Genomic DNA, 16,376 nt, shown 5'->3' with positions numbered 1-16,376 from the left:
ACACTCACCCACAGGCTCCTGCTTGGCTAGGTTTACGCCAACGATACCCTGTTATTGTTCAGTTCAAAACGGCAGAAAGAGGGTTTTAGCCAGCAAAAATGCCGTTGAAGTAGCCGTTGATTTACTGGTGTCAACCCATGATGCAGCTGTTCGTGACGCCTCACCAAGCACGGTTTCTGCGGTGGCGAAAGCCGCTTGCATCGCAGATTTATCGATTGTGTAAATGTCGTTTTTGCGATGGCAACATGCTATAACAGCCAGCCAACATGGTATACAGAAACGGGGCATCGGGCCAATAATTTTGACCTGATGCCATTTGTCCATTCCGCTTCCTCTTTCCACAAATTGCCAGCGGGCCGCAACCGCTGCAATCGACTTGTTTGCTGCGCGTTCCTATTAATTGGCCTACTGCTGGGGCTGGTCCAGGTAGCTGCTGCCGCGAAGTCGTCAGAACGGCGTAGAGACGCGACACTTCGCGTCTCCTCCTTGAACGACAATACCAGAACAAGTCCGGAACGGCGCGCATGCCGAGACGCAAAATATTGCGTCTCTACACCCCGGCGCTACCCCGCGGCTGCGCAAACGCGCACCATTCTCCTGCCCAAAACGGCCCATGCCCGCCTGCAATACGGCGCCGACCAACTGGCCACGGCCCTCCGAACCGCGGGCTACCAGGTACAGATTCAGCGGGCCGATAAACTCCCGAACGCCAAGGGCCTGATTGTGGTAGCCCGCGCCACCGACCCGCTGATGCAGCAAGCCACGGCCGCCGCGCCAGCAACCAAGGAAGCAGCCCCCGGCAAGGAAGGATTCACCATCAATTCCACTAAAAACGACGCCGTCCTCATCGCCGGCACCGACAACAACGGCGCCCTCTACGGCTGCCTGGAGCTGGCCGAGCAGGTGAAAACCAACGGCAAACTCAGCGACAACCTGCACCTGCGCGACCAGCCCGAAATGGTGCTGCGCGGCACCTGCATCGGCGTGCAGAAGCCCTACTACCTGCCCGGTCGCACCGTGTACGAGTACCCCTACACGCCCGAAACCTTCCCGTGGCTCTACGATAAGGCGCTCTGGATTAAGTATCTGGACATGATGGCGGCCAACCGCTACAACTCCCTTTACCTCTGGAATGGCCACCCCTTCGCCTCGCTGGTGCGGCTGAAAGACTACCCGTTTGCGGTGGAAGTGGACGACGCCACGTTTAAGAAGAACGAGGAGCTGTACCGCTTTCTCACGGCCGAAGCTGACAAGCGCGGCATCTGGGTGATTCAGATGTTTTACAACATCATCGTCTCCAAGCCTTTCGCCGAGCATTACAACATCAAAACCCAGGACCGCGCCCGGCCCATCGTGCCGCTTATTGCCGATTACACGCGCAAGTCCATCGCCGCTTTTGTGGAGAAATACCCCAACGTGGGCCTGCTCATTACGCTGGGCGAGGCCATGGAAAGCGCCGGGCAAGACGATGTGGACTGGTTCACGCAAACCATCATCCCCGGTGTGCAGGACGGCCTCAAGGCGCTGGGCAAAACCGAGCAGCCGCCCATCGTGCTGCGCGCCCACGACACCGACGCACCCCGCGTGATGGCCGCCGCGCTGCCCATCTACCATAACCTCTACACGATGGCCAAGTACAATGGCGAGGCCCTCACTACCTACACGCCGCGCGGTACCTGGGCCGAGCTGCACCGCAAGCTGAGCGCCATCGGCACGGTGCAGATTGAGAACGTGCACCTGATGTCGAACCTGGAGCCGTTCCGCTACGGCTCGGCCGATTTTATTCAGAAGTGTGTGCTGGCCATGCACAACACCTACGGCGCCAATGGCTTGCACCTCTACCCGCAGGCCTCATACTGGGACTGGCCCTACGCCGCCGACAACGTGTCCGGCCGCCAATTGGAGCTGGACCGCGACTGGCTGTGGTATGCCGAGTGGGCCCGCTACGCCTGGCGCGCCAACCGCGCACGCCCCGCCGAAATCACCCACTGGAGCCAGCAGCTGGCCGCAAAATTCGGCTGCGACCCGACCGCCGGCCAGCAGATTCTGACTGCCTACGAGGAGTCGGGCGAAATCGCGCCCAAGCTGCTGCGCCGTTACGGCATCACCGACGGCAACCGCCAGACCCTCACGCTGGGCATGCTCATGAACCAGCTCATCGACCCCAAGCGCTACGGCTTGTTTACGATGCTTTATGAGTCGGAATCGCCGGAAGGCGAGATGATTATTGAGTACGCCGAGAAGGAGGCGAAAGGGGAGAAGCACGTGGGCGAAACACCGCCGCAGGTGGCCGATGAAGTGCTGGCGCACGGCAAAGCGGCCGTGGCGGCCATCGAGCGGGCCGCGCCCGGCATTAGGCACAACAAGGAGGAATTCGGCCGGCTAAAAAACGACATGTATTGCTACGATGCGCTGGCCGGTTTTTATGCCGAAAAAGCCCGCGCCGCCGTGCAGGTGCTGCGCTACAAGTACACCAAAAACGTGGCCGACCTGGCGCTGTCCGTGCCCATGCTGCAACGCAGCGTGCAGCACTGGCAAACCCTCACGAAGCTGACCCAAAACAGCTACCTCTACGCCAACAGCATGCAAACCGCCCAGCGCAAAATCCCGATGCGCGGCGTGGACGGCACCTACAAAACCTGGGCGGAAATGCTGCCGGTGTACCAAAAGGAGCTGGCCGATTTTCAGCACAACATCGACTCGCTAAAAACGACTAAGGCCGCGCCGGCCACCAGGCTGGTGGCCTTGCGCAACGCTCCCGTAACGCTGCTAACCAAAGGTGCGGGCACCTACACCGTAACCGCCGGCCAACCAATTTTTGCCGATACCACCGCGCAGCTCACGGCCTTCGCGCCGGAGCTGGCGGGGCTCAAAGGAATCCGTTTCAACAAGGCGCAGCAGGTGGCGCAGGGCACGGAAATCAGGTTTTCCACCAAAAAGCCCGTGCAGGTCCTGGTCGGCTTCTTCAACCAGAAAAGCCCGCGCTATCTGCCCGTGCCCACTCTGGAAATCGACGCCAGCGCCAACGACTATGGCCAGGCCGAAAGCAAGATTTTGAACGCGCTGACCATTCCCGGCCTGCCGCCCGTGAACGTGCACGCATACTCCTTCAAAGCCGGCACGCACACGCTGAACCTGGCCCGCGGAGCCTGCCTCGTTCTGGGGTTTGTGGATGCCACGCAGCCGGTGCCGACTTACAATGCTGGGCTGGGCAGCGCGGTGGCGCCGGGCCGCGAGATTGATTGGTTATTTGAGTAAGGTCGTTTTGGCGGGGCGAGGCGCCCCGTCTGCGCAAATTGAAATCCTTATGAAACCCACCCACTTGCTTCTTTCCTTCGGCCTGCTCAGTGCCGCGCCAGCCGTCGCGCAGCAGCCTGTGCTCACGCCGGAGCACCTGCGCGCCAGCGTGGCCCGCTTCAATGCCCTGGACAAGGAGGACGTCATCAACCTCGTGCCCAATGCTCAGGCGGCCGACTGGCTGGCCCAACAAGTGCCGTTGTTCGAGTGCCCCGATTCAGCCATTCAGGAAACGTACTACTACCGCTGGTGGACCTTCCGCAAGCACCTGAAGCAGACGCCTGACGGCTACGTGTTCACGGAGTTCATCACGCCGATGAAGCACGCCGGGCCCTACAACACCATCAGCAGCGCGCTGGGGCACCACATCAACGAAGGCCGCTGGCTGCACGACCCGCAGTACATCGACCAATACACGCGCTTCTGGCTGACGGCCAAGCAGCCGCAGGTGAACGCCAAGCTGCACAGCTTCAGCAGCTGGCTGCCCGATGCGGTGTATGGCTTGTATGAAGTGAATAACAACCAGGCGTTTGTGCAGGAGCTGCTGCCCGCCCTTAACGCCGACTACCGGCAGTGGGAAAAGGAGCGGAAGCTGCCTAATGGTATGTTCTGGCAGTACGACGTGAAGGATGCGATGGAGGAATCCATCAGCGGTGGGCGCAAGGAAAAGAACGTGCGCCCCACCATCAACAGCTACATGTACGGCAATGCCAAAGCCCTGGCTGCCATGGCCAAGCTGACCAAAAACGATACGCTGGAGCGCAAGTACGCCGCCAAAGCCAAGCAGTTGCGTGCCGACGTGCAAAAGACGCTTTGGGACCCGAAAGCCAGCTTTTTCAAAGTGCAATACGAGAAGGGCGGCCTATGCGAGGCGCGGGAGGAGTTGGGCTACATTCCCTGGTATTTCTCGCTGCCGCCCGACAAGGCCGAGTATGCCAAGCAGTGGGAGCAACTCACTGATGAGCAAGGCTTCAAAGCGCCCTGGGGCCTGACCACCGCCGAGCGGCGGGCACCCGGTTTCCGCACCCACGGCTCGGGCCACGGCTGCGAGTGGGACGGCGCGGTGTGGCCCTACGCCACCACCCAAACGCTGAAGGGCCTCGCCAACCTGCTCACCGACTACAAGCACCACGACGGCATGACGGCCCAGACTTACTACGACGAGCTGCGCAAATACGCCCTCTCGCACCAGAAAGACGGCGTGCCCTACCTCGGTGAATACCAGGATGAAAAGACCGGCGAATGGCTGAAGGGCGACAACCCGCGCAGCAGCTACTACAACCATTCCGGCTTCGCTGATTTGGTGATAACTGGCCTCGTGGGCCTAAAGCCGCGCCCCGATAACGTGCTGGAAGTATCCCCACTGGTGCCGACTGGCAAGTGGGATTGGTTCGCGCTGGACCAGGTGCGCTACCACGGCCGTTTGATTTCGGTAATCTGGGACAAAACCGGCCAGAAGTACGGCCATGGCCAGGGCCTGCGCATTTTTGCCGATGGTAGGGAAATAGCCCACGCCAGCGAATTGAAACGGGTGACGGCCAAACTGCCGGGCTGAGTATTACTCCATAAAAGGCGGTCATGCAGAGCGCAGCGAAGCATCTCGCAAGCACAAGTAATTAGTTGTCCCGAGCGTGAGAGGCTTCGCTGCGCTCTGTATGACGGTCCGAATCATATGAAAAACTTCCTTGCCGCCTTTCTGCTGTTCCTAACTTTCTCGGCCGTCCAGGCCCAGGACTACTACAACGTCCTGAAATACGGCGCGAAAAATGACAGCACGAAGCTTTCCACCGCGGCAATTGCCAAGGCTATCGACGCGGCCAGCAAAGCAGGAGGGGGCACGGTGTACTTCCCGGCGGGGCGCTACCTCTCCGGCCCCATTCGCCTGAAAAGCAACATTACCATTGAAATTGGGGCCGGTGCCATCCTCTATTTTAGTGACAATTTCGACGACTACCTGCCCATGGTGCCTTCGCGCTACGAAGGCATCGACGTGACCAGCTTCTCGCCCTTGTTTTACGCCTACAAGGCCGAAAACATTACCATCAAGGGGCGCGGCATCATTGATGGGCAGGGCAAGAAATGGTGGGACTTCGCCGAAGGACAGTCGCGCAAAAGCCAAGATTCAAAGTGGCAGCAGGAATTCAAGCGGCTCAATGCCAGCATTATCAAACCCGATGAGCAGGGCGGCGTGATTGACCGCGCGTTTCTGCGGCCGCCGTTTATCCAGCCCATGTTTTGCAAAAACGTGCTGATAGAAGGCCTCACCATCCGCAACTCGCCGTTCTGGACGGTAAACCCGGAATTCTGCGAAAAGGTGACCGTGACGGGCGTCACCATCAACAACCCGAAGTCGCCGAATACCGACGGCATCAACCCTGAGTCGTGCCGCTACGTGCACATTTCCAACTGCCACATCAGCGTGGGCGACGACTGCATCACCATCAAGTCGGGCAAGGACGCGGCCGGGCGCAAAATGAACGTGCCGGCCGAGAACTACACCATCACCAACTGCACTATGCTCAGCGGGCACGGCGGCGTGGTCATTGGCTCAGAAATGTCGGGCGGAGTGAAAAAAATCGTGATTTCCAACTGCGTGTTTGATGGCACCGACCGCGGCATCCGCATCAAAACGGCCCGTGGGCGCGGCGGCGTGGTGGAGGATATTCGGGTCGATAACATTGTGATGAAGAACATCCGCGACCAGATGATTGTGCTCGATATGCAGTACGCCAAAACCACGCCCGAGCCGGTTTCGGAGCGCACGCCGCGCTTTCGCAATATTCATTTCAGCAACATCACGGCCGAGGGCAACCAGGCCGGTTTGCTGAACGGCCTGAGCGAAATGCCCATTGAAAACGTGACGTTCAGCAACTGCAACTTCGACGCAAAGCAAGGATTCACGGTGAGGGAGGCGCGCAACATTGCCTTCCATAATGTGGAGGTGAACACGACCAGTGGCCCGGCCGTGCGCGCCGAAAGCGTGCAGCAAATCTGGCTCGATGGCATTCGCAGCGCCCGCCCGGTGGCCGCCACCTCGCTGCTGGAATTGAATAACACGGTCGATGCTTTCGTGTACAATTGTTTCCCTGCCGCCGGCACCGAGACTTTTCTAACGCTGAAAGGCGCCAACACGCGTAGCATTGGCTTGCAGAACAACAACCTGAAATACGTGAAAACGCCCGTGAGCCAGGACGCCGACGTGAAGGAGCGGGTGGTTGGGCCGTAGTCAGAACGAAAATAAAGGAACGTCATGCTGAGCGCAGCCGAAGCATCTCTACTGCTCAACTATTCAAGACCATTGCAACGAAGCAGTAGAGATGCTTCGGCTGCGCTCAGCATGACGTTCTTCTAATTCCACATGAGCTTACGTCTTCTATTCCTCTTTGCCTGGCTAATAATCAGCTTCGTTGCCGCCGCTCAGCAGCCGCTGACGCTGTGGTACGCCCAGCCGGCCGAGAAGTGGACCGATGCGCTGCCCATCGGTAATGGCCGGCTGGGCGGTATGGTGTTCGGCGGGGTGGGGCAGGAGCACATCCAGTTCAACGAAGCCACGCTCTGGACCGGCCGACCGCGAGCCTACGCCCGGCCCGGTGCCGCGCAGTACCTCCCGCAACTTCGCCAGCTGCTGGCCGAGGGCAAGCAGGCCGAAGCCGAGGCGCTGGCCGAGCAGCACTTCATGGGCCTGAAAGACCACGAGGAAACCTACGAGACCGATAAAGCCGCCTGGCTGCAGAAAATCCGGGCCGTGAGCGTGGCCCAGGCCATGGCCCGGCCGGGCTGGAAACCCTGGGTCGTGCCCTCGCCCAACGGCTGGGAAAGCGCCGGGTTGGAAGGACTGGACGGCGCCGTATGGTTCAAAACCACCTTCGACCTGCCGGCAACATGGGCCGGCAGAAACTTGACGTTGAGCCTGGGCCGCATCCGCGACGCGGACGTGACCTACGTGAATGGCCAGCAGATTGGGGCCGATGAGGGCATCAGCAAAAAACGCCGCTATCGGGTGCCGGCCGCCGCGCTCCGGCCGGGCCGCAACGAAGTGGTGGTGCAGGTTATCAACTATTTCGACAAGGGCGGGCTGATTGGCGTGAAGGAAAAGCAGCCGGTTTTTGTGGCTTATCCTGAAGATGCAGCCCCCGAAACGGGCGTGGCGCTGCGTCCCGACTGGCAGTATTGGGTGCAGGACGACAACCCGCCGCTGGCTCCCAGCTACCAGGCCTCGTACCAGCCGTTTGGCGATTTGCTGCTGGACTTCCCGCAAACCGGCACCGTGACGGACTACCGCCGCGAGCTGGATATCACGCAGGCCGTGGCGCGAACCACTTACCGGCAGGGCGGTGTGGCGTTTACCCGCGAGTACTTCGCCAGCGCCCCTCAGCAAGCCCTGTTCTGCCACCTGACGGCCTCGGCCAAAGGCAAAATCACGCTGAACGCCCGCTTCGCGAGCCTGCACGATAAGCGCAAAATCTACCGCCTCGATGACCACACGCTGGCCCTGGCGGTGCAGGTGCGCGACGGCGTGCTGCGCGGCGTGAGCTACCTGCGGGCGACGACGAAAGGCGGCAAAGTGACCGTGACCAACGACCAGCTGCGCATCGAAAACGCCGATGAAGTCACGTTCAGTCTCACGGCCGCCACCAATTTCAAGAGCTACCAGGATGTATCGGGACAGCCCGAGCAGCTCGCGAAGCAGGCGTTGGACAACGCTTTAGCTAAAAGCTATGCTGAGCTGAAAGCGACGCACGTCCGCGACTATCAGCAGCTGTTCAATCCTTTCGCCATCGACTTTGGCCACACGGCCAACGAGCAGCTGCCGACGGATGCCCGCATCCTGAAATTCAGCCCTGCTGCCGACCCGGCGCTGCTGGCGCTGTACATGCAGTTTGGGCGCTACCTGCTGATTTCCTCGTCGCGCGCCGGTGGGCCGCCCGCCAACCTGCAAGGGCTGTGGAACGAGTCGTTGACGCCGTCGTGGGGCAGCAAATACACCACCAACATCAACCTGGAGATGAACTACTGGCCGGCCGAGGTCCTGAACCTGTCGGCCTGCGCCACGCCGCTGTTCAGCTTCATCGACCAGCTAGCCAAAACCGGCCAAACCACCGCCAACGCCAACTACAACGCCCCGGGCTGGGTGCTGCACCACAACACCGATATCTGGGCCGGCACCGCGCCCATCAACGCCGCCAATCACGGCATCTGGGTGACGGGCGCGGCCTGGCTGTGCCAGCCCATTTGGGAGCACTACCAGTTCACGCAGGACCGGGAATTTTTGCGCCAGCATTACCCCGTATTGAAGCAGGCCGCGCAGTTTTACGCCGCTTTCCTGGTACGCGACGCGCGCACCGGCTGGCTTATCAGCACGCCTTCCAACTCGCCGGAGCACGGCGGGCTGGTGGCCGGGCCCACCATGGACCATCAGATTATCCGGGAGCTGTTTAAAACCACCAGTGCCGCCGCTAAAGCCCTGGGCGTAGATGCCGACTTGCAAAAGGACCTCACCGCCAAAGCCGGCCAGATAGCGCCTAACCAAATCGGCAAGCACGGCCAGCTGCAGGAGTGGCTCGAGGACAAGGACGACCCCGCCGACACGCACCGCCACGTGTCGCACCTCTGGGGCGTGTTTCCGGGCACCGACGTCACCTGGAGTCAACCGAAGTTGGTGGAAGCGGCCCGCACCTCGCTCGCCCAGCGCGGCGACGGCGGCACCGGCTGGAGCCTGGCCTGGAAAGTGAATCTCTGGGCCCGTTTCCGCGACGGCAACCACGCCCTGCTCATCCTCCAAAACCTGCTTTCGCCGGCCGAAAACGGCACCGCGCCCGAGCAGGGCGGCGTGTACAAAAACCTGTTCGACGCCCACCCGCCGTTTCAGATTGACGGCAACTTCGGCGGCGCGGCCGGCATGGCCGAAATGCTGCTGCAAAGCCAAACCGATGCGCTGGACTTGCTGCCTGCGCTGCCCACCGCCTGGGCCACCGGCAGCGTGCGCGGCCTGCGCGCGCGCGGTGGCTTTGTGGTGGATATGCAGTGGGCACAGGGCAAGCTGCAAGCCGTTGATATTAAGTCGGAGGCCGGGCGAGAATGCGTGGTGAAGTATGGTGGTAAGGAAATCCGGTTTGCGACTAGGACGGGCGGTGTTTACAAGCTGAGTGGGGAACTGCGCTAGCGGGCGCCTCACCCCCCGGCCCCCTCTCCGAAAAGGAGAGGGGGAGAAAGACGACTTTTACAATCCTATTTGCATGTATAACACTCCAATGCTTCGTATCTGCCCTTTCCTTTTTGGAGAGGGGGCCAGGGAGTGAGGCGCTCGTCAGAACAATTATCACATGGAAACCGCCGATACTTACTTACCACAAGATAAAATCTTTACTGCTGATAAAAGGCATTATGGCAAGCTTGGGCTAAAAGAGCGTGCCAGGGGAATGCGCCAAGAAGCCACGCCCGCTGAAGAAAGGTTGTGGCAATGCCTACGCGGTGCCCAGCTGGGTGAGAAATTTCGTCGGCAACACAGCATCGACCGTTACATCGCGGATTTCGTCTGCCTTTCCCAGAAATTGATAGTAGAGCTGGATGGAGCAGGCCACTTGGAACCTGACCAAGCCGACTATGACCGTGGCCGTTCAGCGCTACTAGCCGAGCTAGGTTTTCAGGTCTTACGCTTTTCTAATGAGCAAGTCCTCAGTCAGATGGAAGCAGTGCTCACAACTATCAAAGCCAGCCTCCAGCGCAAATAGCGAATCCTCCCGGTCAAAAGCAGACGACTGGCACCCCCTCTCCTTTTCGGAGAGGGGGCCGGGGGGTGAGGCGCCACGTCAGAACAACATGCGACTCCTATTCCTCCTCTTCCTCACCCTCGCTGCTCAAGCCCAAACGACGCGCACCACCACGCCTTTGCTGGACAACTGGCGCACCGCCGCCGACGACCACAACCAGCAGGCCCACCCCAACTTCGAGCGCCCCGATTTCAACGACCAGACTTGGCAAACCGTGGCCGTGCCCCACAACTGGGACGCCTACGAAGGCTACCGCCGCCAGCGCCACGGCAACCGCCACGGCTACGCCTGGTACCGCAAAACCTTCACCACCGGGCCCGCCGCGAAAGATGCCCGCAGCTTTCTGTTTTTCGAAGGCGTGGGCTCCTACGCCACGGTGTGGCTGAACGGCCAGAAAGTGGGTTACCACGCCGGCGGCCGCACCACCTTGACCCTGGATGTGACGGCCGTCCTAAAACCGGCCGGCCAACCCAACGTGCTGGCCCTGCGCGCCGACCACCCCGCCAACATCCAGGATTTGCCTTGGGTGTGCGGCGGCTGCTCCGAGGAGCGCGGCTTCTCAGAAGGCTCGCAGCCAATGGGCATTTTCCGGCCAGTGTCGCTGGTGGTTACCAGTCCGGTGCGGGTGGAGCCCTTTGGCGTGCACGTCTGGGCCGATTCCACAGTCTCGGCCCAGGCGGCAAAGCTGAACGTGGAAACCGAGGTAAAAAACTACGGTGCTGCCTCGCAAACCCTGACCATCAGCAGCCAGCTGCTGGACCGGCAGGGGAGGAGCGTGGCTGAAATCAGCACGAAGCAGAAGCTGGCGGCGGGAGCGGCCACGCAGCTTCACCAGCAACTGCCGGTGCTGAAGCAGCCGCATCTGTGGTCGCTGGCCGACCCGTATTTGTACCGGCTGGTCACGAAAATCAGCGCCAAAGGCAAGCTGCTCGATGAGCTGGAAACGCCCTATGGAGTCCGCTGGGTGAGCTGGCCGATTGGCCGGGCCGCGGCAGCCGGGCAAAAGCAGTTTCTGTTGAACGGCAAGCCGGTTTTTATCAACGGTATCGCGGAGTACGAGCATTTGATTGGCCAAAGCCACGCCTTCAGCGACGCCCAGATTCGCACCCGCGTGCAGATGGTGAAAGCCGCTGGCTTCAATGCGTTTCGGGATGCCCACCAGCCGCACAACCTGCGCTACCAGGCCAACTGGGACTCGCTGGGGCTGCTGTGGTGGCCACAGCTGGCCGCGCACGTGTGGTACGACACGCCGGCCTTCCGCCAGAACTTTAAAACCCTGCTCACCGACTGGGTAAAGGAGCGCCGTAACAGCCCCTCTGTGGTGCTCTGGGGCCTCGAAAACGAAAGCACGCTGCCGGCCGACTTCGCCCGCGAGTGCAGCGCCCTCATTCGCCAGCTCGACCCCACGGCCTCCCGCGAACGCAAAATCACAACCTGCAACGGCGGCCAGGGCACCGATTGGGACGTACCCCAGAACTGGACCGGCACCTACGGCGGGGACCCCGCTACCTACGCCGCCGATGTGCAGCGCCAGGTTCTCATTGGCGAGTACGGCGCCTGGCGCACCCTCGACCTGCACACCGAAGGCCCGCCTGTGCTCAACGGCGGTCCCTTTAGCGAAGACCGGTTTGCCCAACTGATGGAGCTAAAAGTACGCCTCGCCGAAGCCGCAAAAGACCAGACCGCCGGTCACTTTTTCTGGCTGCTGACCTCGCACGACAACCCCGGCCGCGTGCAGGGCGGCGAAGGCCAGCGCGAGCTCGACCGCGTCGGACCCGTGAACTACAAGGGCCTGCTTACGCCCTGGGAGGAGCCCACGGATGCGTTCTATATGTTTCGGGCCAACTACGCGCCCAAAAACAAGGAGCCGATGGTCTACCTCGCCTCCCACACCTGGCCCGACCGCTGGCGCACGCCCGGCCGCCAGGACAGCATCACCGTCTATTCCAACTGTGATGAAGTCGAACTGTTCAACGACGTGAATGCCGCCTCGCTGGGCCGCAAAACCCACCCGACAGGCATTGGCACGCATTTTCAGTGGGATGGAATCGACATCAAGTACAATGTGCTTTATGCCGTGGGGTACGTGGCCGGCAAGGCCGTGGCGAAGGACTACATCATATTGCACCATCTGCCCAAAGCACCAAATTTCGACCGGTTTCTGGCTGATGCGCAGCCTATCACGCAGCCGCAGCCGGGCCTGAACTACCTCTACCGTGTGAACTGCGGTGGCCCTGCCTACCAGGACGAAAACGGCCAGACCTGGCAGGCCGACCAGCCCCGCACCGACTCCAAAACCTGGGGCTCGGAATCGTGGACGCGGGATTTTCCCGGCATCACGCCCTTCTTCGCCAGCCAGCGCCGCACCCACGACCCCATTCGCGGCACCCGCGACTGGCCACTATTCCAAAGCTTCCGCTACGGGCGCGAGAAGCTGCGTTACTCCTTCCCCGTGCCCAATGGGGGGTACACAGTGGAACTGTATTTTACGGAGCCCTGGCTGGGCACCGGCGGCGGGCTGGACTGCACCGGCTGGCGCTTGTTCGATGTGGCCATTAACCAGGAAACGGTGTTGGAAAACCTCGATATCTGGAAAGAAGCCGGCCACGACCAGGCCCTGAAAAAGACCGTGAAAGTTCGCGTGACCAACGGCCAGCTTGTTATTTCCTTTCCGCACGTCGCTTCCGGCCAGGCCGTGATTTCCGCCATTGCCATTGCCACCGCCGGTGCCAGCGCGCAGCCCGCTTCCGCCACGCAGTCCGTCATCCGCAACCTGAAAGCTGCTGCTCCTGCCGAGGTCGCCCAATGGTCGGCCCAGACGTGGCTGGATACCGGCACGCCAAGCTTTAGCGATGTTGCGGCAACGTTCAGCGCGCTGCCTTCGGCGTTGTTCGGCGCCGAGTGGCTGCGTGGGCCCGGCAAAGGAGCTACGAAGGGCGCTGCCTTCACCGTAGCGGCGCCCGCCGACGTCTACGTGGCGTTGGATGCCAAGCAGGCCACTCGCCCAGCTTGGCTCGGGGGGTACGAAGACACCAAAACCTTCGTTGAAACCGATGACGCGGGCGGGCATTCGTATCGAGTATACCGTCAGCGCTACCCCGCCAATGCTGCCGTCATGCTTGGCCCCAGCGGCGCGCCGTACCTCGTGGCCGCGAACCGCGCCAGTACCATCGAGCCCGCTTATGACCTCAAGGCCGTGACCGGCTACAAGCCCGCCACCGCCCGCCTCAGCGGCCCCGGCACGGTGAAGGAAACCGTCAACACGAAGGAAAGCATCACCTTCAAAGAGCCCAGCGGCGGCTCCCTGGAATGGAGCATTCAGGTGGGAGTGGCCGACACGTACTCGCTCACTTTCCGCTACGCCAACCAGCTCACGCGCCCGCTCAGCGCCCTGCTCACCGTGGCGCTGGCCGATGGCACCGTGCTCAAAACGGAAAAGGTGGAGCTGCTGCCCTCCAGGCCAGGCAAGTGGAATTACCTCACCACCTCCACCGGCGGCATGATAAACGCGGGCAGCTACCGCGTCAGGCTTGCTGCCACCGATGCCGCGGGCCTGAGCGTGTCGGGGCTCGACGTGCAGTAGGGAAACGGCTGGTCAAGATGCTACAATAGGAGGGGAACATGGTATACCCGGCCGGTTTCGGGCGGGGCTAAATTTGTGAGTAGGCGGCGGGCTCGTTTTGGGCTCAAGTCGCGGCAAATCGGTATTATGGCCTCATGAGCAATTTGCGAGTTCTTGACCTGGTCATCATCGCCCTCTACCTGGCGGCCATGATTGCCGTGGGGGCCTGGTTTTCCCGTAAAAACCTGAATGCCGAGCAGTATTCCAGCGCCTCCGGCCTGATACCCGGCTGGGCCATTGGTATGTCTATTTACGCTACTTTCTTGAGTAGCAATACGTTTTTGGGCGTACCCGGCAAGGCGTTTGGCACCAACTGGAACGCCTTCGTTTTCAGCATTTCGATGCCGCTGGCGGCCTGGGTGGCCACGCGCTACTTTGTACCATTTTACCGTAGCACCGGCGAAATATCGGCTTATACGCACCTGGAGCACCGCTTCGGGAGCTGGGCGCGCACCTACGCCGTGGCCTGCTTCCTGCTCACGCAGCTGGCCCGCATCGGCTCCATCTTCTTCGGCATTGCCCTCACGCTGCAGGCCCTCACGGGCTTCTCGATGGAGATGATAATGCTCGTCACGGGCAGCTGCATCATCGTGTACACGGTAATGGGGGGCATCGAGGCCGTTATCTGGACCGAAGTGGTGCAGGGCGTGGTGAAGACCTTCGGCGCCCTGCTCATTCTGTATCTGATAGTGACCAACATGCCGGGCGGCTTCTCCAACATCGTGGCCATTGGGCAGGCGCAGCACAAGTTCAGCCTGGGCGGCTTCTCGCCCGATTTCACTACGTCCACGTTCTGGGTGGTGCTGCTCTACGGGTTCTTCATCAACCTCAACAACTTTGGGGTCGACCAGAACTACGTGCAGCGCTACCACACCGCTACTTCAGCCAAGCAGGCGGCCAAGTCCATCTGGCTCTGCGTGCTGATTTACGTGCCGGCCTCGCTGCTCTTCTTCGTCATCGGCTCGGCGCTGTTTGCCTACTACCAGGTGCACCCCGAGCTGATTGAGGCCGTGAAGCTGAAAGTAGCCGCCGAAAAGCTGCCCCTCACGGCCACGGCCGCCCAGCTGGCGCAAGCTGCCGCCGCCCTGCAGCCCGCCGACTACGGCGACAAGGTGATGCCGCATTTCATGGTGACCAAAATTCCGCCCGGCTTTGTGGGCCTCATCGTGTCGGCCATTCTGTCGGCGGCCATGAGCACCATCAGCTCGGGCATGAACGCCTCGGCCACGGTGTTCACCGTCGACATCTACGAGCGGTATTTCAAAGCCAACCTCAACGTGAAGCAAACCATGCGCGCGCTGCACGTGGGCACGGTGGCGGTGGGCCTGCTGGGCATGGGCGTCGGCATCGCCATGATAGGCGTGAAAAGCGTGCTCGACGTGTGGTGGCAGCTGTCGGGCATTTTCGCGGCCGGCATGCTGGGCCTGTTTCTACTCGGCATCATCAGCCGGCAGACGCGCAACGCCGAAGCCCTCACGGCCACCATCATCGGCGTGCTGGTCATCGTCTGGCTCACGCTCTCGCCCCAGCTGCCCGAGTCGATGGCGGCCCTGCGCAACCCGTTGCACCAGAGCATGGTGATTGTGGTGGGCACGCTCACCATTTTCCTGCTGGGGCTGCTGCTCACCCGCTTCCGCCACAGCCGCGTCGTGCCCCTCGCTCCCGAAGAAATCAAACAGTCCGTGCATTAGCCGGCCCGCCTTTTCTACCCCTGAACCGCCTATTCGCGGCCCCGCAACCCTAGCTCCTTATTGCTATGCAACACTCTACGAAGGGATTTATCCCGGTCATGCTCATGCCTTTTCAGAACGATGGGCAAATCGATTATCCGGCCCTTACCCGCCTGACTGAGATGTACTTAAAGGCCGGCGCGGCCGGTTTATTCGCCAATTGCCTGTCCAGCGAGATGTTTGAGCTCAGCGCCCAGGAGCGCCTGCAAAGCATCCGCCACATCGTGGACGTGGCCGCGGGCGAAGTGCCCGTGGTGGCCACCGGCACCTTCGCCGGCCCCCTCGCCGAGCAGGCCGATTTTGTGAAACAGGTGTACGAAGCCGGCACCGAGGCCGTCATCGTCATCACGGGCCTGCTGGCCCGGCAGGACGAGCCTGACGCGGTGTTCAACGAGCGGTTTCACCGCCTGCTGGACTCGACGGCGGGCGTGCCGCTGGGCTTCTACGAGTGCCCCGAGCCCTACAAGCGCGTGCTATCGGCCGAGCAGCTGGGCCAGTTCGTGAGCACCGGCCGTGTGACATACCACAAAGACACCTGCCTCGACATCGAGCAGATTCAAGCCAAGCTGGCCGCCACGCAGGGCCACCCCTTTGGCCTCTACGATGCCTACATGGGCCACGCCGTGCAAAGCCTGCGCGCCGGGGCGGCCGGGCTCTCGTGCATTCAGGGCAATTTCTTCCCCGAGCTTATCGTGTGGCTGTGCCGCAATTACGACAACGCCAGCCTGTGTGCCGAAGTCGACGAAGTGCAGGAGTTTTTCATCAAGAACATGGGCGTGATGCACGACGTGTACCCCACCGTGGCCAAGTACTCGCTTAAGCAGCGCGGCGTAGACATTTCCACCTTCACCCGCCGCAAAGTGGGCAATTTCACCAGCACCATCCGCGCCGGCGTGGAAGCGCTGTATGGTGATTACAGCGTGCTGAGCCGCCAGTTAGAGCTGGTGGCGTAGCTGA

8 protein-coding genes are annotated in these 16,376 nt (G+C 61.3%); all 8 read left to right on the top strand.

Annotated elements, in window-relative coordinates; genetic code table 11:
• Positions 1-486 precede the first annotated feature (486 nt).
• The 8 genes from MUN81_RS16125 to MUN81_RS16090 all read left to right on the top strand — a co-directional run bounded on the left by MUN81_RS16125 (position 487) and on the right by MUN81_RS16090 (position 16,372).
• Positions 487-3,258 carry a hypothetical protein gene (locus MUN81_RS16125; RefSeq protein ID WP_245112162.1) on the top strand — a complete coding sequence of 924 codons (2,772 nt, stop codon included), beginning with the start codon at positions 487-489 and terminating at the stop codon, positions 3,256-3,258.
• A 49-nt stretch (positions 3,259-3,307) separates the two neighbouring features.
• Positions 3,308-4,852 carry a glycosyl hydrolase family 65 protein gene (locus MUN81_RS16120; protein ID WP_245112160.1) on the top strand — a complete coding sequence of 515 codons (1,545 nt, stop codon included), beginning with the start codon at positions 3,308-3,310 and terminating at the stop codon, positions 4,850-4,852.
• A gap of 117 nt (positions 4,853-4,969) precedes the next feature.
• The gene (locus MUN81_RS16115; protein WP_245112159.1) at positions 4,970-6,523 is read left to right on the top strand and encodes a glycoside hydrolase family 28 protein; all 1,554 of its coding nucleotides are present in this window, start codon (positions 4,970-4,972) and stop codon (positions 6,521-6,523) included.
• A 132-nt stretch (positions 6,524-6,655) separates the two neighbouring features.
• Positions 6,656-9,460: a glycoside hydrolase N-terminal domain-containing protein gene (locus MUN81_RS16110; RefSeq protein WP_245112157.1), complete on the top strand. Its 2,805-nt coding sequence runs from the start codon at positions 6,656-6,658 to the stop codon at positions 9,458-9,460.
• Positions 9,461-9,620: 160 nt separating this feature from the next.
• Positions 9,621-10,028: a DUF559 domain-containing protein gene (locus MUN81_RS16105; RefSeq protein WP_245112149.1), complete on the top strand. Its 408-nt coding sequence runs from the start codon at positions 9,621-9,623 to the stop codon at positions 10,026-10,028.
• A gap of 88 nt (positions 10,029-10,116) precedes the next feature.
• A complete protein-coding gene (locus tag MUN81_RS16100) occupies positions 10,117-13,650 on the top strand; it encodes a malectin domain-containing carbohydrate-binding protein (RefSeq protein ID WP_245112146.1) in 3,534 nt (1,177 codons plus the stop codon).
• A gap of 134 nt (positions 13,651-13,784) precedes the next feature.
• Positions 13,785-15,380 (top strand): sodium:solute symporter, encoded by a 1,596-nt coding sequence (locus MUN81_RS16095; RefSeq protein ID WP_245112138.1) that lies wholly within the window; start codon positions 13,785-13,787, stop codon positions 15,378-15,380.
• 65 nt (positions 15,381-15,445) lie between these two features.
• Positions 15,446-16,372: a dihydrodipicolinate synthase family protein gene (locus tag MUN81_RS16090; protein ID WP_245112136.1), complete on the top strand. Its 927-nt coding sequence runs from the start codon at positions 15,446-15,448 to the stop codon at positions 16,370-16,372.
• The last annotated feature ends 4 nt before the right edge of the window (positions 16,373-16,376 follow it).

It is taken from the genome of Hymenobacter sp. 5317J-9, assembly GCF_022921075.1.
GTDB lineage: Bacteria > Bacteroidota > Bacteroidia > Cytophagales > Hymenobacteraceae > Hymenobacter.
The sequence above is the reverse complement of the archived record's forward strand: the minus strand, read 5'-3'. Positions and strand labels throughout refer to the sequence as shown.